At 61.5% G+C, this 19,233-nt stretch carries 17 protein-coding genes; 9 read left to right on the top strand and 8 right to left on the bottom strand.

Annotated elements, in window-relative coordinates:
* Positions 1–28: 28 nt before the first annotated feature.
* Together pdeM and PY308_RS03910 are read left to right on the top strand one after the other, a co-directional pair.
* Positions 29–754, top strand: coding sequence for a ligase-associated DNA damage response endonuclease PdeM (pdeM, locus tag PY308_RS03915; protein WP_275791008.1), 726 nt, complete (start codon positions 29–31; stop codon positions 752–754).
* Positions 755–922: 168 nt separating this feature from the next.
* Entirely contained in the window at positions 923–1,480 is a 558-nt protein-coding gene (locus tag PY308_RS03910; protein WP_275788380.1) for a dihydrofolate reductase family protein, read from the top strand.
* Between the two features lie 4 nt (positions 1,481–1,484).
* Here PY308_RS03910 and PY308_RS03905 read toward each other — a convergent pair whose 3' ends face one another.
* From PY308_RS03905 to PY308_RS03890, 4 genes are all read right to left on the bottom strand, one after another.
* Entirely contained in the window at positions 1,485–1,721 is a 237-nt protein-coding gene (locus PY308_RS03905) for an Lrp/AsnC ligand binding domain-containing protein (protein WP_275788378.1), read from the bottom strand.
* A gap of 77 nt (positions 1,722–1,798) precedes the next feature.
* Entirely contained in the window at positions 1,799–2,590 is a 792-nt protein-coding gene (locus tag PY308_RS03900; RefSeq protein WP_275788376.1) for a TIGR02186 family protein, read from the bottom strand.
* Positions 2,590–3,516 carry a sulfite exporter TauE/SafE family protein gene (locus tag PY308_RS03895; RefSeq protein WP_275788373.1) on the bottom strand — a complete coding sequence of 309 codons (927 nt, stop codon included), beginning with the start codon at positions 3,514–3,516 and terminating at the stop codon, positions 2,590–2,592. The genes PY308_RS03900 and PY308_RS03895 overlap by 1 nt, the downstream gene beginning before the upstream one ends.
* Before the next feature lie 295 nt (positions 3,517–3,811).
* The gene (locus PY308_RS03890; protein WP_275788371.1) at positions 3,812–7,711 is read right to left on the bottom strand and encodes a peptidoglycan-binding protein; all 3,900 of its coding nucleotides are present in this window, start codon (positions 7,709–7,711) and stop codon (positions 3,812–3,814) included.
* 390 nt (positions 7,712–8,101) lie between these two features.
* On the opposite strand from PY308_RS03890, the gene PY308_RS03885 reads away from it, so the two are divergent.
* From PY308_RS03885 to PY308_RS03860, 6 genes are read left to right on the top strand one after another with little or no spacing between them, the layout of a single operon-like run.
* Positions 8,102–9,898 carry an acyl-CoA dehydrogenase C-terminal domain-containing protein gene (locus tag PY308_RS03885; protein WP_275788368.1) on the top strand — a complete coding sequence of 599 codons (1,797 nt, stop codon included), beginning with the start codon at positions 8,102–8,104 and terminating at the stop codon, positions 9,896–9,898.
* A 60-nt stretch (positions 9,899–9,958) separates the two neighbouring features.
* Positions 9,959–10,219, top strand: coding sequence for an AbrB/MazE/SpoVT family DNA-binding domain-containing protein (locus PY308_RS03880; RefSeq protein ID WP_275788365.1), 261 nt, complete (start codon positions 9,959–9,961; stop codon positions 10,217–10,219).
* The gene (locus tag PY308_RS03875; RefSeq protein WP_275788361.1) at positions 10,219–10,548 is read left to right on the top strand and encodes a type II toxin-antitoxin system PemK/MazF family toxin; all 330 of its coding nucleotides are present in this window, start codon (positions 10,219–10,221) and stop codon (positions 10,546–10,548) included. Before PY308_RS03880 ends, PY308_RS03875 begins: the two co-directional genes overlap by 1 nt.
* A 42-nt stretch (positions 10,549–10,590) precedes the next feature.
* Positions 10,591–11,799, top strand: a complete 1,209-nt coding sequence (locus PY308_RS03870; RefSeq protein ID WP_275788358.1) for an acetyl-CoA C-acetyltransferase — start codon at positions 10,591–10,593, stop codon at positions 11,797–11,799.
* Between the two features lie 4 nt (positions 11,800–11,803).
* Positions 11,804–12,181, top strand: a complete 378-nt coding sequence (locus tag PY308_RS03865; protein ID WP_275788356.1) for a cupin domain-containing protein — start codon at positions 11,804–11,806, stop codon at positions 12,179–12,181.
* 21 nt (positions 12,182–12,202) lie between these two features.
* Positions 12,203–14,416, top strand: a complete 2,214-nt coding sequence (locus PY308_RS03860; protein ID WP_275788355.1) for an FAD-dependent oxidoreductase — start codon at positions 12,203–12,205, stop codon at positions 14,414–14,416.
* Between the two features lie 52 nt (positions 14,417–14,468).
* On the opposite strand, the gene PY308_RS03855 is transcribed toward PY308_RS03860, so the two are convergent.
* The 4 genes from PY308_RS03855 to PY308_RS03840 form a co-directional block, all read right to left on the bottom strand.
* Positions 14,469–14,894: a DUF4174 domain-containing protein gene (locus tag PY308_RS03855; RefSeq protein ID WP_275788352.1), complete on the bottom strand. Its 426-nt coding sequence runs from the start codon at positions 14,892–14,894 to the stop codon at positions 14,469–14,471.
* A gap of 98 nt (positions 14,895–14,992) precedes the next feature.
* The gene (locus PY308_RS03850; RefSeq protein WP_275788347.1) at positions 14,993–15,937 is read right to left on the bottom strand and encodes a DMT family transporter; all 945 of its coding nucleotides are present in this window, start codon (positions 15,935–15,937) and stop codon (positions 14,993–14,995) included.
* A 153-nt stretch (positions 15,938–16,090) separates the two neighbouring features.
* Entirely contained in the window at positions 16,091–17,125 is a 1,035-nt protein-coding gene (locus tag PY308_RS03845; RefSeq protein ID WP_275788344.1) for a Tim44 domain-containing protein, read from the bottom strand.
* Positions 17,126–17,259: 134 nt separating this feature from the next.
* Positions 17,260–18,342: a calcium:cation antiporter gene (locus tag PY308_RS03840; protein ID WP_275788341.1), complete on the bottom strand. Its 1,083-nt coding sequence runs from the start codon at positions 18,340–18,342 to the stop codon at positions 17,260–17,262.
* A 215-nt stretch (positions 18,343–18,557) separates the two neighbouring features.
* On the opposite strand from PY308_RS03840, the gene PY308_RS03835 reads away from it, so the two are divergent.
* Complete coding sequence (locus tag PY308_RS03835) at positions 18,558–19,223, top strand: S24 family peptidase (protein ID WP_275788338.1); 666 nt, start codon at positions 18,558–18,560, stop codon at positions 19,221–19,223.
* Positions 19,224–19,233 lie beyond the last annotated feature (10 nt).

Below are 19,233 nucleotides of genomic sequence, written 5' to 3'. Positions count from 1 at the left end.
GCACAGAACCAGACGACGCCGGATCAACATGTATCGCATCGCCCACTCCATCTCCGCCCTGCCCGATACGCCAGCGCATACTGCGCGCACCGTTATCAAAGGCGTCACGGCGCTGTGCGATCCGCTGGGTGGTCTTTACCTGCCGGACCTCGACATTCTCGTCGTTTCCGATCTCCATCTGGAAAAAGGCTCGGCCTTTGCCCGCCGCGGCATGATGCTGCCGCCCTATGACACGCTGGCGACCCTGCGCATCCTCGATGTTCTTATTGCCCGGCATGATCCGAAGACGGTCATCACGCTGGGCGATAATTTCCACGACCGCGCCGGCTCGGCCCTGATGCCGGATATCTTCCGCAGCATGATAGAGACCATGGCGCGCGGCCGTGAATGGATCTGGATCAATGGCAATCATGATCCCGACGGCGCGTTCAACCTGCCCGGCTTATCCGCCGACGAACTGCACTATGCCGGCCTGGTCTTCCGCCACGAGCCCGCCAAAGATGCTATGCCAGGCGAGATCTCCGGGCATCTTCATCCAGCGGCGACGGTGACCCGTCGGGAAAAGAGGGTGCGCCGCGCCTGTTTCGCCAATGATGGAAATCGCCTGATCATGCCCGCCTTCGGCGTTACCACCGGCGGTCTCGATCTTCGCCACAAAGCCATGTACGGCCTGTTCGACCGCCAGTCGCTGGTCGCCCATATGCTGGGGCGGGACAGGATTTATTCGGTCAGCTACACGCGTCTAGCCGGCTGATCCAGGCATTCTCGTTGTCTTGCCAATCCCTGCCAAAAAACGGTGTCCACTGCTCCATGAGGCTGTCGGCATAGGATTTCCCGCGTCGCGGAAAACCTATTGCATCTTGCCATCGGATCATCATCTTGAAACGAGCTTAAAAAGGAAATGGGTCTAGGGAAAACGATCATGGCTAAGCTTTGCATCTGGAATCTCGTAACGCTCGACGGTTATTTCGAAGGCGAGCAGAAATGGGATCTCGAATTTCACGGCCGCGCCTGGGGGCCGGAGCTTGATAGCTTGTCAAAGGAGTTTGGCACGACGACAGACCTGCTCGTCTTTGGTCGTATCACCTATAAGGGCATGAAGGCCTATTGGACGAACGCAGAGGAGGAGACCGAGGTCAAGGCCTTCATGAATGGTCTGCCGAAGCTCGTCGCGTCTCGAAGCATCACGGAAAGCGACTGGAATCAGACCACCGTAACCGCCGATATTGTCGCGGACCTTCGCCGACTGAAGGAGACCGCCGAAAAGCCCATTCGAATCTTCGGCAGCGCTGAACTCTGTGACACCCTCCTCAAGGCCGGACTGGTGGATGAGGTCATGCTCTGCGTCGTGCCCGTGCTACTCGGGCGGGGTACGCCTTTCTTCAAGCCCGGCCGCGACAAGACCGACCTAAAGCTCGTGGCTTCAAAGACCACGGTCCGCGGCGCGACCATTCTCACCTACGAGATCGAGAAGGCCTAAGAAATCAAAACGCATTGAACGTCAGCGTCGTCAATGACCGGCTGATGCCCGGCACCGTCGCGATATTGTCGTTGATGAACTTGCCGACATCCTCGCCCTCTTCGATATAGACCTTGATCAGCAGGTCGTAATCGCCGCTGGTGGAGTACATTTCCGAGACGATTTCCTTCTTGTAGATCATGTCGGCAACCTCGTAGGTCTTGCCGGGGACGCATTGCAGCTGGACGAAAATCGGCTTCATCACAAATCTCCTGATGTTTGATTGCAGATAGCCTGTTTTCCCGCCGAGGCAAACCCGCAGACCTCGCAGGCAGGGCCTCAATCCCTGCGGAAGACGATGCTTGCAAGCCAGCCGGTGATCACGGCAAGCAGCACCGCCGCCATGCCGTAAAGGAAAGGGGATTCATGGGCTGCCGTGGTAATCGCCTGCTCGAGACCCGTCTTGACCACCCGAAGCGGCAGCGCTTTGGCCGCCACGAAGACGCCGTCGCGGAACAGATAGGCCCGCACGACATGGACGCCGTTCGGCACATCGGCCGGCAGGCGCACGGAGGCCTTGAACAGGGCGGAACTAATGAACTGCACGCCGCCCGGATCGCGCTGGTAGACGCCCGTCGTCTCCCGCAGGCGCCGGAAAGCGTTGCGGAATTCCGAAAGGTTGCTGCCGTCGCCGATAAAGCCGATCGGCGTCAGCGGCATGTGGCTGACGCCGATGCCCATATTGCCCATGTCGCCGGGTGCGGCGATGCTGTCGATGTCGCGCGTGCTCGACAGGGAGTAGGATTCCGGCACGGCCTCGAAGGTCATCGAGCGCGTGTTGATCCAGATCCCGAAGACGCGCTCCTTCTTGCGCACCGTGGTGTTTTCTTTGGGGCCTTCCAGGGCGACCACGATGTTGTACCGCCCCTGCGCCAGGAAATTGCCGTCGAACCCATCGATGGCGCCGAAAATGGTCAGGTCCGCGCCGCGGAAATCCGAGGTGATGGAGATTTCATCTGTTGAAATGCCGATATCGAGCTTTTCCGCGAAATCCATCGGCTCGGCCTGCGCCGCCGCCGGCGCGGTAATGCCAAGGGAAAGCAGGAGAAGAATGGCGCGAAGCGACCGCATCAGAAGCCAGCTCCGGCGGTGACGATCGAGTAGATTTCCTTCGGGGTCACGACAAGCTCGATGGCAAGGCGGATGCCGACGGCAAGGACCAGAAGCGCCAGAAGTGCCCGCAATTGCTCGCCGCGCAGCCGCTGCCCCACCCTGACGCCGTATTGCGCACCGATGACGCCGGCGATCATCAGCACGAAAGCGAGAACGATATCGACCGTGTAGTTGGCTGTCGCCTGAACGATAACCGTATAGGCGGAGACGAAGATGATCTGGAACAGAGAGGTGCCGACCACGACATTCGTGGGGATGCGCAGCAGGTAAATCATCGCCGGCACCATGATGAACCCGCCGCCGACGCCCATCACCGAGGTGAGGACGCCGATCCCGAAGCCGAGCGTGATCACCGGAATGATGCTGAGATAGATCTTGGATTTCTTGAACCGCATCTTCAGCGGTAGCCGGTGCACCCAGTTATGCTGCCCCGGCCGTCTGAGCTGCGCCGGCTCGTTCTTCGAGGCGCGCCGGAGCGCGATGATGCTCTCCCACAGCATCAGGGATCCGACGGTGCTTAGAAGCAGGACATAGGCGAGCGAAATGACGAGATCGAGTTGGCCGATCCGCCGCAGCAGTGCGAAAATCCAGATGCCGACTGTGGCACCTGCCAGACCGCCGCACAAAAGCACCGTGCCGAGCTTGATGTCGATCGTGCCGCGGCGAAAATGGGTGATGGCGCCCGAGATCGAGGAGGCGACGACCTGGTTGGCGCCGGTGGCGACGGCAACGACCGGCGGGATATTGTAGAAAATCAGCAGCGGCGTGATCAGAAAGCCGCCGCCGACGCCGAACATGCCGGAGAGAAAGCCGACAGCCGCACCCATGCCGAGGATGATCAGGATGTTCACCGACAATTCTGCGATGGGCAGATACACCGTCACGGCGCGACCTCTAAATGCCAATAGCCCGCGAGGCGGGCGGATACGTCAAAGTGGCGCTTGATTCACCACGAATTTCGAATTGTGCGAGCCTGAAACCGGTATGATCGAAGGCTTTCAATGCCGTTGCGTGCTTAACCGAGACTGAGACCCGCAAGCCGCGAAAGGCTTGACCTTAACCTCATGCGGGGCTCTTGTCCGGCCGGTCTGCGGCATCGAAGGAGCCGCAGACGCCGTTGTGATCTTGTTACTGCGCGCGACGGCCGGTTAGAAGACCGGCCGTCGCGGTTTACGCCTTTTAGCCGTTGCTGTTCCGCTTCAGCAGCTCCTTGACCAGCGCGTCAGTGATCTCGCCGGTGGGTTCCTGGCCGATGGACTTCTGGAAAGCCTTGATGGCGGCAACCGTCTTCTTGCCCATTTCGCCGTCGGGCTTGCCGGTATCGAAGCCGTTGTTGTTGAGAATGGCCTGGATGTTGCGCAGCGCCTTCTTCATATCGACCGAGGCGGTCTTGACGCCGGCTCCTACCCAACTGTCGGGCACCGCGACGGAATTGGCGCTGTCGTCCAGTGGCGTGAGATTCCAGGCGTCAAATTTCGCCTTGGCGCTTTTCAGTTGGTCGGCGCTCAGCGCTTTAGCGACTTCGTCGCGCTTTTGTGCGGCGTCGGTGTCGCCGTCGCGGGCAGCGATCGCAAACCATTTGTAGGATTCTTCAAGATCCTGCTTCACACCGTTGCCACGCGCATAGAGGATGGCGAGATTGAACTGGCTGTCCCGGATGCCACGGTCTGCGGCCATGGAAAACCACTTGCCGGCGCCTGCAAAATCAGGTGCCGCCTCGACACCGCCGGCGAGCATGACGGCGAGATTGTGCATGGCACTGGCATTGCCTTTCTCGGCAGCCTTTTCATAGAGCGCACGCGCTTTCTTCAGGTCGCGGCCGACGCCGGTGCCCTTTTCATACAGGCTTGCCAGCCGGTATTCGGCAGGGATGACGCCTGCATCGGCAGCCCGCTGGTACCATTTTGCGGCTTCGGCGAAATTCGCCTTGACGCCGCGCCCTTCGGTATAGATCGCGCCCACCTCGAACATCGCCAGAGGGTCGCCCTTGCGGGCAGCGTCGGCCAGTGCTTCCGGCTTGATTTCCGCCGGCACCTCAAGGGCGGCGGTCTCAACTGCGCCGGCCGGCTGCGCCATCAGGCCGGTCGTCGCGGACTCGTCCGTGGGGACCGGCGCAAGAAGAGTGGACGCCCCTGTCGCGACGTTCGGCTGACCAGCGTCAGCGGGGACTTCGATGCCGGTTTCGCTTCCTTCGGCTGTGATCGCATCCTCCGGCCCTGCCGCGGGCGGCTCCGCCCCGGCATCCTCGGTCTGCGGCTGAAGCGAAGCCAGAGGTTCGACGGCTCCATCATCGGTTTCCGGCGCCATCGCAACGGCGGCCGTTTGCTGCTCCGCCTGAGAGGGCTCCCCAACAAGGGGTTGCTCTGCAACGGGCTGTTCAATGACGGCGACCGGCGCCTCGTCTCCCAGGATCAGCGTGTTGACCAACGGATAGGACATGATCGCCAAAAGCACGGCGCCGACTGCCATGAGAAGGGGTCGCCGATGCCGGGAAAGAGCGCCGAGCGGGGCTGCGGCCGCGCCACCCTTCGAGCGGTTGAGATTATCGGTTTCTTCTGCCGCAAGCTGGGCGGCACGCCGCGCCGCGGCGATGAAATCGGCTTTGTCGGCCTCGCTTGGCAGGGCGTTGCGGCCGGTCTGGCCGGCGCGAACCCGCTCCAGAATCTTCTTGACATCCGGCACGCCGGAACCGGGCTCCAGCAGCTGATTGGCGACATTGGGTTCGATGGCGAGCGCAGCGTCAAGCGTCGGCGTCGGCTCGACCAATTGGCGCTCGGGTGTGTGGGCAGGCTCGCCGCGCTTGGGTGCGAACCGCTTCGTCAACCCGGCGAGAAGTCCTGATCTGGCCGGCGGAGCGGCGGTCTTTACATCGTCCACATGGACGCTGGCCTGATCGGATACGGCCTGCACCGCCTCGGCAACGGCGGCCCGCGACGGCTGGGTCGGTTCATCCTCGGCGGCAAGCCCCTGCATGTCCCGCTTCAGATCGTCGTAGCGATGTCCGAAACCCGCATCAGCTCGGTCATCGTCGTCGCCCAAATCAGCTGCCAAGGCCCTCGGCATAGCCGGGTGGGCATCGTGGCCACGCATGCCGAACGCCCTGGTCTGCTCCGGCTGCTCGAACCCGCGCTCTTCCAGCCGCTCCAGTTTTTCGGCGATGTGCACGAGTGTCTCGTGTAACGCCTCGAAGGTGCGCGCCGTGCGTTCCTCGCTCGAACGGCTGAGATTTTCCAGTACTTTCAGATCGTCGGCCAGCGCCGAGATCGCTGCGAGATCCGCGCCGGATCCGTTGGATGCCGACTGTCCGGCACCGTTGCGGCTATAGGCCTCCATGACGGCTTCGGCCGCCTGGCGCGCCGCTTCGATAATATATTCGTCGCTGGTCGCCAGATAGTCTTCCAGCGCGTTCATGCGGCCTTCGAACTCCGCCGGAACGGTGCTCGCTTCCATCTCGCGCGGCTGGCTGACCAGGCTCGACAGATTGGCGATCTGGTCCTGCAGGCTTCGCAGGATCTCGCTGTCGTCATAGGGCGCGGCCTGCGTCTCTTCGAGCCGGAGCGCAATATCCGATAGCTGGCCTTCCAGCCTGTCGAAGCGGCCGCTTTCGGGCTGGACTGCGGGCATGTCGAGTTGGTCGATGCGACGGGCGAGATCGTCAAGACGCTCGGCCAGCGCCTCGTTGAAGGTTCCCTGATCAAGGGCGTCGATCTTGCGCGAGATATCGGAGAGATACCCGGTCAAATCCGGCTGAGCGGACGCTTTCTGGGAATGCTCCAGCATCAGGGACAACTGGTCGAGCCGTTCCTCGAGACGCAGTGCCGCTTCCTCGCCGGCCAGTTCCTCGACGCGCGCCGTCAGCGCCTCTATGCGGGCACCCAGGCCGTTGTCGGACGGGTGCTGCAGCGTATCGATCTGGCGGGCCAGATCGGCAATCCTGTTTTCCACACGGCCAACGCCGGCCAGATCGGGGGCGGCAGTGCGGCCGGACGCGACGATCGCCCGGCTGATTTCATCCAGTCGCGCATCGAGATCGGCGAATTGTGATACAAAGCGCCGGTCATCGGGCTGTATATGGCGACCGATCAGTTCGATCGCCTGCGCCACGGAAACCAGTTTGTCTTCCAGCGCATGAAGAGCCGGGCTGGTGTTCATCGAGCCTATCTGGGACTTTATCTCGTCCAGCCGGTAGGCGAGCGCCACCAGTTCGTCATCGCGATTGGCATCGAAAACGTTCATCCGGTCCTCGACACCCGTCCACCGGTTTTCCATCCGGCGCACGCTGTCTTCCCGGGCAAGCCCGTCGATCATGATACGGAGCTCGTCGAATTCGACTTTCAGCGCATCTGCCTGCGTGGGCGATGCCTGGCGGCCAAGCTGCGTGATGCTGTCGGAGAGTTTCTGCAAGTCGCCGCGGATGTCTTCGGCAACCGTATGCTCCTGCGCGGCTTCAGCGGTAATGCCACGCAGTTCGGCGCGCAATGCGGTCATTTCGCGTGACAGGCCTTCGCTCAGATCCTTCTTGAGTTCCTGGCGCAGGCTGACCAGAGCCTGGGCGATTTCTGTCGTTTGTGCATCGGCGCGCGGCATTTCGACAGCCGCCCGGACGGCGCGGGGATTTTCGGGCCGTCTCAACTCCTCACGTAAAGGCGCCACCTTATCGCGGCGCGGCGTCTCGTCGGTATAAGGTGCGCTGCGAAACTGGGTTTTGGCGGCACTTTCAGCCGGAACATCGTGGATGGCAGCCGGAACATCGTGGATGGAGCGGGGCTGCGTCCGCGTCGGCTCTACCCGCCGCTCCGCATAGCTGCGCAGCTCGGTGTTGCGGATGTCCGGCCGCTCGCGCGAAATCTCGCGCTCGCGGCTGGCAGTCAGGATCCGCTGGCGCTGCATGATTTCATCGATCGGGTTCGGCCGGGTCGTCTCGCGTTCGACAGCAGTTTTGCGCAGATCGCGTGCCGCTGTCCCCATCAATCCTTCGATACGGGCCTCCAGACCTTCGATCGTGCGATTGAGCGCGTCGAGTGACGACCTGTCGCCGAGGGCGCCGGGTCGTGGAGTGTTTGATCGCGATCCATTCATCGTTCTTCGCCTCTTCCATCGGCCTTGATCGGCTTTCCGGCTGAAAAGCGTCGTCGCGCTTTCCCTCAAACCGTTACCGACCTGGACAAAGGCTGCAGCGACGCGAAGACAGGACAGTTGCAGCTTTGACCATCTCAGTGCTCACCATCTCGAAACGTGGTAAACAAGCCGTTAACCTGACTGAAAATTTTTTAACCAATTCGTGGGCGCAGCCTGCCAAAAGGGTTCATGCGCCGGTTGGGCGCGCCATCTGAACGACGGCGCCAAAACCGGCACGCTCTCAATTTTGACGTTTACGCAAACGTCAAAATTTTGTAGCATGCTCGATATTGAGGTGGTACGGCCCTGCCAGCGGATTATTGCCGGGGCTAAAGGTGAGGAACAGGATATATGCCAATTTACAAGGCACCGGTCGAAGACACGCTTTTCATTTTGAACGACGTTCTCGGCATCGAACGCTACAATAATCTCCCCGGCTTTGCAGATGCCACCCCGGACATGATCGAGGCGATCGTTGGCGAGGCAGCGAAACTTGCGGAGGAGGTCCTGTTCCCGGTCAATCTTTCCGGCGACCAGGAAGGCTGCACGCGCAATGCCGACGCGACGGTGACGACGCCGAAAGGCTACAAGCAGGCCTTCGACCGGTATCGCGAAGGCGGTTGGCTCGGCCTGTCGGTTCCGGAGGAATTCGGTGGCCAAGGCCTGCCCTATACGCTTCACACCGCAATCGGCGAATATATGTCGTCGGCCAACATGGCGCTGACCATGTATCCGGGCCTGACCCAGGGCGCCATTGCCGCGATCCTCGTGCATGGTAGCGACGATCAGAAAACGACCTACCTGCCGAAGATGGTGTCGGGCGAGTGGACCGGCACGATGAACCTGACGGAGCCGCATTGCGGTACCGATCTCGGCCTGCTGCGCACCAAGGCCGTGCCGCAGGGGGATGGCTCCTACAAGCTGTCCGGTCAGAAGATCTTCATTTCCGCCGGTGAACACGATATGTCCGACAATATCGTCCATCTGGTCATCGCCCGCATCGAGGGCGCGCCTGAAGGCACCAAGGGCATCTCGCTGTTCATCGTTCCGAAGTTTCACGTCGAGGCCGACGGCTCGGTCGGCGCGCGCAACACGGTGTCCTGCGGCGCAATCGAGCACAAGATGGGTATTCACGGCAATTCGACCTGCGTCATGAACTATGACGAGGCCATCGGCTATCTCATCGGCGCGGAGAACAAGGGCCTCAACGCCATGTTCGTGATGATGAACGAAGCCCGCCTCGGCGTCGGCCTGCAGGGTCTGTCCATCGCCGAAGTAGCCTACCAGAACGCCGCCAATTATGCCCGCGAACGTATCCAGGGCCGTTCGCTTTCTGGTGCCAAGGCACCGGACAGACAAGCCGACCCGATCATCGTGCATCCGGACGTGCGCCGCACGCTGATGACCATCAAGGCCTTCAACGAGGCCGGCCGCGCGTTTACGCTGTGGACCGCGCTGAAATCCGACATCGCGCACCGCGGCGACAACGACAATGACCGCCAGACAGCGGACGACATTCTTGGCCTGATGACGCCGATCCTCAAGGGTGTTCTGACCGACAAGGGCTTCGACCACGCGGTGATGGCCCAGCAGATGTATGGCGGCCACGGCTATATTGAAGAATGGGGCATGAGCCAGTATGTCCGCGATGCCCGCATCGCGATGATCTACGAGGGCGCCAACGGCGTCCAGGCGCTCGATCTCGTCGGTCGCAAGCTGGCGCTGAACGGCGGCCGGGCGATCACGGCCCTGTTCAAGGAAATCGGCGATTTCTGCGAGGAAAACCGCTCGGATGAAAAGCTGGTCGTCTACACCAAGGGTCTGAAGAAGGGCTTGAACGACCTGCAGGCGGCGACCATGTGGTTCATGGGCAATGCCATGGCAAAGCCCGACAATGCCGGTGCCGGCTCCACCGACTACATGCACCTCTTCGGCCTCGTCGTACTCGGCTATATGTGGGCGAAGATTGCCAAGACAGCCGAGCAGAAGCTGGCTGAAGGCGATACGGCGCGCGAAGACTACCTGAAGAACAAGCTGATCACGGCGAAGTTCTATATGGAGCGCATCATGCCGGAAACGGCACTGCGCCGCACCCGCATCGAAGCCGGTGCCGACACGACCATGGCGCTGGATGCTGCGGCGTTTTGAAGATTGGACAAGGGAGAGGAAAAGTTATACATTTATATAACTTTTCAGAGGAGAGCGACAATGGCTTCATCCACACTCCGAAATGCCGGAGGGTCGGTCATCATGACAGTGCCCAAACCGGTGCTCGATGAACTCGGACTTCAAGCCAACACGACGGTTGATGTGATGGCGGTGGACGGCAAAATGGTCGTCGCTGCCCAGAAGCGTCCGAAGTATACTTTGGAGGAACTTCTTGCCCAATGCGATTTTGATGCGCCGTGGAGCGAAGAGGAACTCGAGTGGATGAACATGCCGTCCGTTGGTAATGAGATTATCGATTGATGGAGAGAGGCGACATCTGGTTTGCTGATCTAGAACCGACACGCGGGCATGAGCAGGCGAAATCACGCTACTGCCTGATCGTATCCCAAGGTAATTTCAATCGGCTTGGATTACAGTTTATTGCCCCTATCACGATTGGCGGCAATTTTGCCCGTGCGAAAGGATTCAGCGTTTCGCTTTCGGGGGCCGGTACACGCACAAGCGGCGTCATTCTTTGTCATCAGGTTCGGGCAATCGACGTGAAAGCCCGTGGTGGCCGCTTCATAGAAAAAGCACCCCCGTTTATAACGGCCGAGGTTCTCGCCCGTATCAGTACGTTCTTCGAATAGACACTATCGGACAGCGCAAGCCGCCCACAGGGAGAAACCACAATGACCGACGTCTTCATTTACGATCATGTGCGCACGCCGCGCGGACGGGGCAAGAAGGATGGCTCGCTGCACGAAGTGCCGACGCCGCGTCTTGCCGCAAAGGTGCTCGAGGCGCTGCGCGACCGCAACGGGCTCGACACGTCCACCGTCGACGACATCATCATGGGCTGCGTCGATCCGGTCTTCGAGGCCGGTGCCGTGATCCCCAAGGCGGCCGCCTTCGAGGCCGGCTATTCCAGCAAGGCGCCGGGCATGCAGATCTCGCGCTTCTGCGCGTCCGGTCTCGATGCCGTGAATTTCGCGGCCGGCAAGGTTGCGCAGGGTTCGGACGACATCGTTATTGCCGGCGGCGTGGAATCGATGTCGCGCATCGGCATGGGCATGTCGGGCGGCGCCTGGTACATGGACCCGTCGGTCAACTTCCCCGGCTATTTCATGCCGCAGGGCGTGTCGGCCGACCTGATCGCCACGAAATACGGTTTTTCCCGCGATGACGTCGATGCCTATGCGGTCGAGAGCCAGAAGCGCGCCGCGTATTCCTGGGACAGTGGCTACTTCGACAGGTCCGTCATTCCGGTGAAGGACCAGAACGGCATCACCATCCTTGCCAAGGACGAGCACATGCGTCCGACGACGACCATGCAGTCGCTCGCCGCGCTCAACCCGTCCTTCCAGATGCCGGGCGAGATGGGTGGCTTCGAGGCCGTCGGTATCCAGGCCCATCCGGAAATCGAAAAGATCACCTATGTCCACCACGCCGGCAATTCGTCCGGCATCGTCGATGGTTCTGCCGCCGTGCTGGTCGGCTCCAAGGCCGGCGGCGAGGCGATGGGGATCAAGCCGCGCGCCCGCATCCGGCATTTTGCCAATATCGGCTCGGATCCGGCCCTGATGCTGACCGGCCCCGTCGATGTCACCGAGAAGCTGCTGAAGCGCTCCGGCATGACGATCGCCGATATCGACCTGTTCGAACTGAACGAGGCGTTTGCCGCCGTCGTGCTGCGCTACATGCAGGCGTTCGACATTTCCCACGACATCATGAACGTCAATGGCGGCGCGATTGCCATGGGCCATCCGCTCGGCGCGACCGGCGCGATGATCCTCGGCACGGTACTCGACGAGTTGGAACGCCGCGACTTGAACACCGCCCTGGTGACGCTCTGCATCGGCGCCGGCATGGGCACGGCTACGATCATCGAACGGGTGTGATGCGATGAGCACCGGAACGATTGAAAGCGAATTTGCCGAAATCACCGAGCATTGGTCGCCCCGCGTCGTCGCAGACCTCAACGGCCAGAGTGGGAAGCTCGCGAAGGTGAAGGACCGTCTGACCTGGCATTCGCACCACGACGAGGACGAGTTGTTTCTCATCTGGAAGGGCGAACTGACGATCGAATATCGCGACCGGCCGAACGTGTTGTTGAAGGCCGGCGACTTTCATGTGGTTCCGAAGGGCGTCGAGCATAACCAGGTTGCGGCCGAAGAGTGCTGGCTCCTGTTGTTCGAGCCATCGCAAACCAAACACACAGGCGACGTCGTCATGGAGAAGACCAAGACCGTCGAAGCGCAACGCAGCCACCTGTCGGCCTGACATCTCAGGGAGAGACCCATCATGACCTATACCAATTTCACCATCGAAACCGATACCGACGGTCTGGCGCTTGTCACCTGGGACATGCCGGACAAGTCGATGAACGTGTTTACCGCCGCCGTCCTTGAAGAACTGAACGCTATCATCGACGCGGTCGTCGCGGATGCCGAGATCAAGGGCGTCGTCTTCACCTCCGGCAAGTCGACCTTTTCCGGTGGTGCCGACCTGTCGATGATCAAGGGCATGTTCACCTTCCAGGCCGAAGAAAAGAAGAAGAACCCGGATACGGCCGCCGAAAAGCTGTTCGAGCTCTGCGGCCAGATGACCGGCATCTTCCGCAAGCTGGAAACCTGCGGCAAGCCGTGGGTTTCGGCGATCAACGGCACCTGCATGGGCGGCGCATTTGAATTGTCATTGGCTTGCCACGGCCGGGTCGCCTCCAACGTCAAGTCGGTGAAGATCGCGCTTCCGGAAGTCAAGGTCGGGATTTTCCCGGGCGCCGGCGGCACGCAGCGCGTTCCGCGGCTGACGAATGCGCAGGACGCCCTGCAGATGATGACGACCGGCTCGTCGCTCACCCCGCAGCGCGCCAAGGCGATGGGCCTCGTGCACGAACTGGCCGATCCCGACAAGCTGATCGAAGCCGCCAAGACCATGCTGAAGAACGGCCTGAAGCCGGTTCAGCCCTGGGACGAAAAGGGCTTCAAGGTGCCCGGCGGCGGCATCTGGACGCCGGCCGCGGCCCAGCTCTGGCCGGCGGCCTCCGGCATCCTGCGCCGCGAGACCTATGGCAACTATCCGGGCGCGCTCGCCATCCTGAAATGCGTTTATGAAGGCCTACAGGTGCCGTTCGACACTGGCCTGAAGATCGAGCAGCGTTACTTCACGCAGATATTGCAGACCACCGAGGCCTTCTCGATGATCCGCTCGCTGTTCGTCTCGATGCAGGAACTCGGCAAGGGCGCCCGTCGCCCGGCCGGCCCGCCGAAATCGAAATTCGCCAGGATCGGCGTCGTCGGCGCCGGCTTCATGGGCGCCTCGATCGCCTATGTCACGGCCGCCGCCGGCATTCCCGTCACCCTTGTCGACCGCGACATGGAAGCGGCCACCAAGGGCAAGGCCCATTCCGAAGGTCTGGTGAAGGATAGCATTGGTAAGGGGCGGATGACGCAGGAACAGGGCGAGGCGCTGCTGGCGCTGATCACCCCGTCTGCCGACTACAATGACCTTGCCGACGTCAAGCTCGTCGTCGAGGCCGTGTTCGAGGACCGCCAGGTCAAGAAGGATGTGATCGAAAAGGTCGAGGCGGTTCTGGCCGAGGACGCGATCTTCGCGTCCAACACCTCGACCCTGCCGATCACCGGCCTTGCCAAGAATTCCAAGCGCCCGGCCCAGTTCATCGGCATCCACTTCTTCTCGCCGGTCGAGAAAATGATGTTGACGGAAGTCATCCTCGGCAAGGAAACCGGTGACGAGGCGCTGGCCGCAGCGCTCGATTTCGTCGCCGCCATCAAGAAGACGCCGATCGTCGTCAACGATACGCGCGGCTTCTACGTCAACCGCTGCGTCTTCCGCTATATCCACGAAGCCTATGACATGCTGATCGAAGGCGTGCCGGCAGCGATGATCGAAAATGCCGCCAAGATGGCCGGCATGCCTGTTGGACCGCTCTCGCTCAACGACGAGGTGGCGATCGATCTGTCCCAGAAGATCCTGAAGGCCTCGATCGCCGATCTGGGCGAAGCCGCTGTCGATCCGCAGCACATGACGCTGATCAACAGACTGGTCGATGACCTCGACCGCCGCGGCCGCAAGAACGGCAAGGGCTTCTACGACTACCCGGCAAAGCCTGCCAAGAAGTCGCTCTGGCCGGGCCTGAAGGACCTCTTCCCGCAGAAGAGCGCCGACGCGTTCGACGTCACCGTGCTGAAACAGCGCTTCCTCGCCACCATCGCGCTCGAAGCCGCCCGCACAATGGAAGAAGGCATCGTCACCGACCCGCGCGAAGCCGACGTCGGCTCCATCCTCGGCTTCGGCTTTGCCCCCTACACCGGCGGCACGCTGAGCTACATCGACGGCATGGGCGTAAAGGCATTCGTGGCGATGTGCGAGAAGCTGGCGGCGAGCTACGGGGAGCATTTCCAGCCGACGGCGCTGCTGCAGGATATGGCGGCCAAGCGCGAGACGTTCTATGGGCGGTTTGATCCGTATGCGGTGGCAGCAAAGGCTGCGTGAGGATTATGGGACGCTAAGATAATAGGCAGGCCCTTCGGGGCCTGTCGCTCCGCTACTTCCTTTCCCGTGCCCGCATCGGCATGGAATCGATCAAGCCAAACAAGGCCTCCTCTGAGACAGCCCGCGTCTCGCGCAGTTTCACGCCGCCGTCCTTGCCGATCAGTATGGCCTGGAATCCGGCGTCCGGCTGAAAAGAGACCTCACGGCTGATTGCGTTGGCGTCTATGTTTTTCGCCGTTCCGAACACAAGTTCCGCCGCAGCGCCATCGATACGAATGACCACCATGTCACGTTCCGCTAGGCCGGCCTGCTGCGCGTCAATGATCTGTCTCTGCTTGAGATAGGTCGCGTCGTCCGGGGAAGCGAAAAGGATAAGGACGCGCTTCTCCCATTGAAACTGCGAAAGTCCACCCGGCATTGCGGCAGAAGACCCTCCGGCTGCAAGAGCAATAAGGCTGGCAAGCGCGACGGTTTTCATGGCGGCTCCTTTTTCAGCGAATAGAGTTTACCGGACAATCCGCAACGTTGCATCGTCCGACAGCGTTCCATCACGGAAAGGCGATCGAAAGAGTCGGGCTATCTCTCCGCCCGTCCTTCTGCCGCCTTATCCTCCCTGGCCGCCGGCGAACTCAGCGCAAACAAACCCGATGCAATGATCAGCCCGGCACCGGCAACCGTCGTCAGATAAGGCACCTCGCCGAAGAACAGGAACCCCCAGAGCGGGGCCCAGAGCATGCCGGTGTATTCGAAGGAGGCGACGATGCTGGCCTTGGCGATGCGGTAGGCGTTGGTGAGCAGCGTCATGGCGACGGCGGCGATGACGCCGCAGGAGGCGATCAGGAGGAAATCGTGCAGGTTGGGCCAGACCCAGGGACGGATCAGGAATTCGATCGACTTGTGGCTTGCCTGGTGGATGCCGGTGGCGTGGAAGAAGCCGGCGATCAGCAGCGCGCCGATGAGATAGACGCCGTTCTGGTAGAAGGACATCACGGAGGCCGAGACGTCATTGCCCATCTTGCGCGCCATCAGCATGGCGAGCGCATAGGTCGCCGCCGAAAACAGCGAGAGCAGCGCTGCCGGCTCGAACAGGCCGGCGCCCGGCCGCAGCATGACCATGACGCCGATAAAACCGACGCAGACCGCCGTGATCCGCCGCCAGCCGATCGCCTCGCCGAGCAAGGGGGCGGCCAGCGCCAGCATGAACAGCGGCACGGTGAAATAGAGCGCTACGGCATCGGCCAGTGGCAGCGCCGGGAAGGCCATGTAGTAGCTGGTATAGGCGACGAGCAGGAGAAGAGCCCGGCCGGCAAGCGGCCAGACATTGCGGGCAAAAATCGAGGATAGGCCGGATTCTATATGCACGAAGGCGAGCAGGAGCGGGATCGCGACCACGCCGCGCGTCGCCACCACCTGGGTCAGCGGGTAGCTGCCGGATACCGCCTTGATGATGGCGTCCTGCACGGAAAAGATCAGGATGCCGAGGCACAGATAGGTGATCCCCAGTGCGGCGCGATTCTGCAAGATAACCTCCCTTTGCTCAAGGGATGAGCCTGCCGCGAGTCGCCGGCACAATGCGCCTCTTTTCGCGACATCGCCTTCCATCGACCGGACAGCAAAAAGCCCGACACGAAATTAATTCGGCCGGGCTTGTTCCAGACATACCTGGTGTGATGGCTAGGCCGCCATGCCCTGGATGGCCGAAACCTGCCAGTCGCCGCCCCGCTTGCGCAGGAAGGTCCAGAGTTCGACGGCTTCCGTCGGCTGGTCGGGATCGCCCTCGACCACTTCGCCAGTGGCGCGGTTGCGGGTTACGTCGATGCTTTCGTAGCGCATGGCGACGGTCGCATAGTCGTCGCCCTCCTCGCGCCAGGCTTCGGCAACATCGCCTTGTACCAGATGCACATCGCGCACCTCGTTCTTCAGGCCCTTGGTGGCGTTGTCGCTCAGTTCCTCGGCAAGCCAGGACATGGCTTCCGGTGTCGTCAGTTTGCGCAGGGTGCCATAATCTTCCGCGCCATAGGCGGCCTGGACCTGCTTCAGCATGGCCTCAAATGTGTCGAGATCCTCGGGCGCAACGCCAATTTCGTCCGGATCCTGCACCCCGCGCTGCGCAGGCTGCGTCGCCTTGGCACCACCGCCGCCGATCGGCGGAATACGGAAGGACGGCATGCCGCTCGTGCTTTCACGCGGCGAATAGGTCGCGCCGCCGAAACCTGCGGCCTGCGCTCCCGCGCCACCCTGCGGTCCGACAAAAGCCGGTTGCCTGCGGCGTCCGAAGAAACGCATGGCCAGCATCACCGCGCCACCGATCAGCGCCACCTGCAGGAGGAGACCCAGGAAGCCGGCAGCGCCGCCAAGGCCGTTGCCCATCAGCATGCCGATCAGACCGCCGAGCGCCAGACCGCCGAGCAGCGATCCACCAAGGCCGCCGAACAGGCCACCGGGACGCTGCGCGCCGGGGCGGGCCTGCTGGCCAGTCTGCTGCTGGCCAGTCTGCGGGTTCGCACCCTGCTGCTGCGGCGTCATGGTTCTGTTGATCGGGGCTGCATCGCCGGGGTTTGTACGCGTCGCCGGTGGCTGCGAAAATGTGCGGGAGCCCCGGCTGCCGAAGCCGCTGCCGGCGCGCCGCGCTTCGGCAAAATCGATCGCCGTCAACATCACCACGGATGCGACTGCAAGCGTCGCGAGAATTCGTCCTGCCCTGACCATATTTCCAATCCCGTCCGTCTCTTGTATCGCTGCAAACGCAGCCTTACGGACATATGGGGAATTGTGCAGGCGAATTGAAGGCCTGCCATGCGCAGTTCACGGTAAAGCGGTTCCGCCAAGGGCCTGCAGAACGCCTAAAGCCCGATCAGTGACAGCATGATGAAGGTCGCGAAAAGCACGAAATGGGTCATGCCCTCGATTGCATTGGTCTCGCCGTCATTCAGGTTGATCGCCGCGACGATCAAGGTGATTGCCACCATAACGGTCTGCACCGGCGTCATCGCCATGACGAAAGGCTGGCCTGTGTAGAGCGCGATCGCCTCCATGACGGGGACGGTGAGGATGACCGTCGACAGCGAAGCGCCGAGCGCGATGTTGACGACGGCCTGCATGCGGTTGGCAAGGGCGGCGCGCATGGCCGTCATGATCTCGGGCGAAGCGGAAATCGCCGCCACCACGATGGCCGTCATGACCGGTGGAGCGCCCGATTCCTTCAGGCCGGCAGACAGAAGGCCCGACATGATTTCCGCCAGAACGCCGATCACCACCACCCCGGCAATCAGGATTGCAATCGCCGCCGTCACCGGCTCGCCGGCATCGGGCTTGTCCGTGCCCGGCGCGCGGCTGCGTTTCGGATAGCTGTAACTGAAAAAATAACTGTGCGCGCCAACCTGCATTTTCAGGAACAGCGTATAGAGCGTGACCATGGCAACGATGGTGAAAGCTGAATAGAAATGCCATTTCGCGGCCGGCACAAATTCCGGAACGATCATGGAAATCCCCATCGCGGTCAGGATCATGACGCAATAGGTGCGGCTGGAATCGTCGTTATATGGCTGCTCTCCATGCTTCAACCCGCCGAGTAGCGCCGCCAGCCCGAGAATGCCGTTGATATCAAGCATGACGGCCGAATAAATGGTGTCGCGCACCAGCGTCGGCGAGGTCTCGCTGCCCATCATGATCGCCAGGATGATCACCTCTACCAGCACCGCCGACAGGGTCAGGATCATCGTGCCGTAGGGATCGCCAACCTTGGCCGCCAACATCTCCGCATGGTGGGCAACCCGCATGGAGGCAAACACGATGGCAAGCACGAGAGCCAAGGCCCCGGCAAGCGCCGCGATTTGCCCTGTCTCCAGAAGCGTCTCTTCGAACGCAAAGCCGGCGATTGCCGCCAGGAGCGCCACGACCAGAAGAATTTCGGTCTTCAGGATCAAATAGAAGAGCCCCTCTCGCTTTCGGCAGACGGTAAAAACTATAGGCCTCCGGCAGGCCATTTCAATTGCAAAGCCGGCAAAATGCGTGATTGCAGAACAGGATTATTTTCCTTTAATCTTTACTTCTGTCAGGCAATTCACTAATGTTCGCCTGCAACAGGAAGGCGCGGCCGCAAGGAAAGCGCACGCTTCATCGCCTGCCAGGATGTGCAACGATGTTTTCACATGACCGTATCTGGGGCGCGATCGATGCGCTCGCCGAGCGCTATCAGCTCTCTCCTTCCGGGCTCGCCCGCAAGGCGGGGCTCGATCCGACGTCCTTCAACAAATCCAAACGTCACTCCGTCGATGGCCGCGAGCGTTGGCCCTCGACGGAGTCGATCGCCAAGGTGCTCGATGCGACGGGTTCGACCATTAATCAGTTCATGGAATTTCTCCGGCCGGGGGCTACGGGCGGCTCGGTGCCCTATGGCGCCTTTCCACCGCAGACCGGCTCGATTCCGCTGCTTGGCTTTGCCCAGGCGGGTGCCGGCGGCTTTTTCGACGATGGTGGCTTTCCGGCCGGACAGGGCTGGGACGTGGTCGAGTTTCCGGCGGCACCCGGCACCAAGGCGGGCGTCTACGCGCTTGAAATTCAGGGGGACAGCATGTTGCCGCTCTATCGTGACGGCGATGTGCTGATCGTGGAGCCGGGCGCGCAGGTTCGCCGCGGCGACAGGGTGGTGGTCAAGACGACGGAAGGCGAGGTCATGGCCAAGATTCTCGTGCGTCAAACAGCTCGTAACATCGAATTGCTGTCGCTCAATCCCGACCATCCGAACCGCACATTCGATCTTGGAGAGGTTGAATGGATCGCCCGCATTATCTGGGCAAGCCAGTAGGACAGTTTTC

It is taken from the genome of Pararhizobium gei, from assembly GCF_029223885.1.
GTDB lineage: Bacteria > Pseudomonadota > Alphaproteobacteria > Rhizobiales > Rhizobiaceae > Pararhizobium > Pararhizobium gei.
This window is presented reverse-complemented; position numbering and strand designations above follow the sequence as displayed.

Coding starts and splice junctions, on each gene's coding strand:
- pdeM (WP_275791008.1), top strand. CDS start 29: ATGTATCGCATCGCCCACTCCATCTCCGCCCTGCCCGATACGCCAGCG.
- PY308_RS03910 (WP_275788380.1), top strand. CDS start 923: ATGGCTAAGCTTTGCATCTGGAATCTCGTAACGCTCGACGGTTATTTC.
- PY308_RS03905 (WP_275788378.1), bottom strand. CDS start 1,721: ATGAAGCCGATTTTCGTCCAGCTGCAATGCGTCCCCGGCAAGACCTAC.
- PY308_RS03900 (WP_275788376.1), bottom strand. CDS start 2,590: ATGCGGTCGCTTCGCGCCATTCTTCTCCTGCTTTCCCTTGGCATTACC.
- PY308_RS03890 (WP_275788371.1), bottom strand. CDS start 7,711: ATGAATGGATCGCGATCAAACACTCCACGACCCGGCGCCCTCGGCGAC.
- PY308_RS03885 (WP_275788368.1), top strand. CDS start 8,102: ATGCCAATTTACAAGGCACCGGTCGAAGACACGCTTTTCATTTTGAAC.
- PY308_RS03880 (WP_275788365.1), top strand. CDS start 9,959: ATGGCTTCATCCACACTCCGAAATGCCGGAGGGTCGGTCATCATGACA.
- PY308_RS03875 (WP_275788361.1), top strand. CDS start 10,219: ATGGAGAGAGGCGACATCTGGTTTGCTGATCTAGAACCGACACGCGGG.
- PY308_RS03870 (WP_275788358.1), top strand. CDS start 10,591: ATGACCGACGTCTTCATTTACGATCATGTGCGCACGCCGCGCGGACGG.
- PY308_RS03865 (WP_275788356.1), top strand. CDS start 11,804: ATGAGCACCGGAACGATTGAAAGCGAATTTGCCGAAATCACCGAGCAT.
- PY308_RS03860 (WP_275788355.1), top strand. CDS start 12,203: ATGACCTATACCAATTTCACCATCGAAACCGATACCGACGGTCTGGCG.
- PY308_RS03855 (WP_275788352.1), bottom strand. CDS start 14,894: ATGAAAACCGTCGCGCTTGCCAGCCTTATTGCTCTTGCAGCCGGAGGG.
- PY308_RS03845 (WP_275788344.1), bottom strand. CDS start 17,125: ATGGTCAGGGCAGGACGAATTCTCGCGACGCTTGCAGTCGCATCCGTG.
- PY308_RS03835 (WP_275788338.1), top strand. CDS start 18,558: ATGTTTTCACATGACCGTATCTGGGGCGCGATCGATGCGCTCGCCGAG.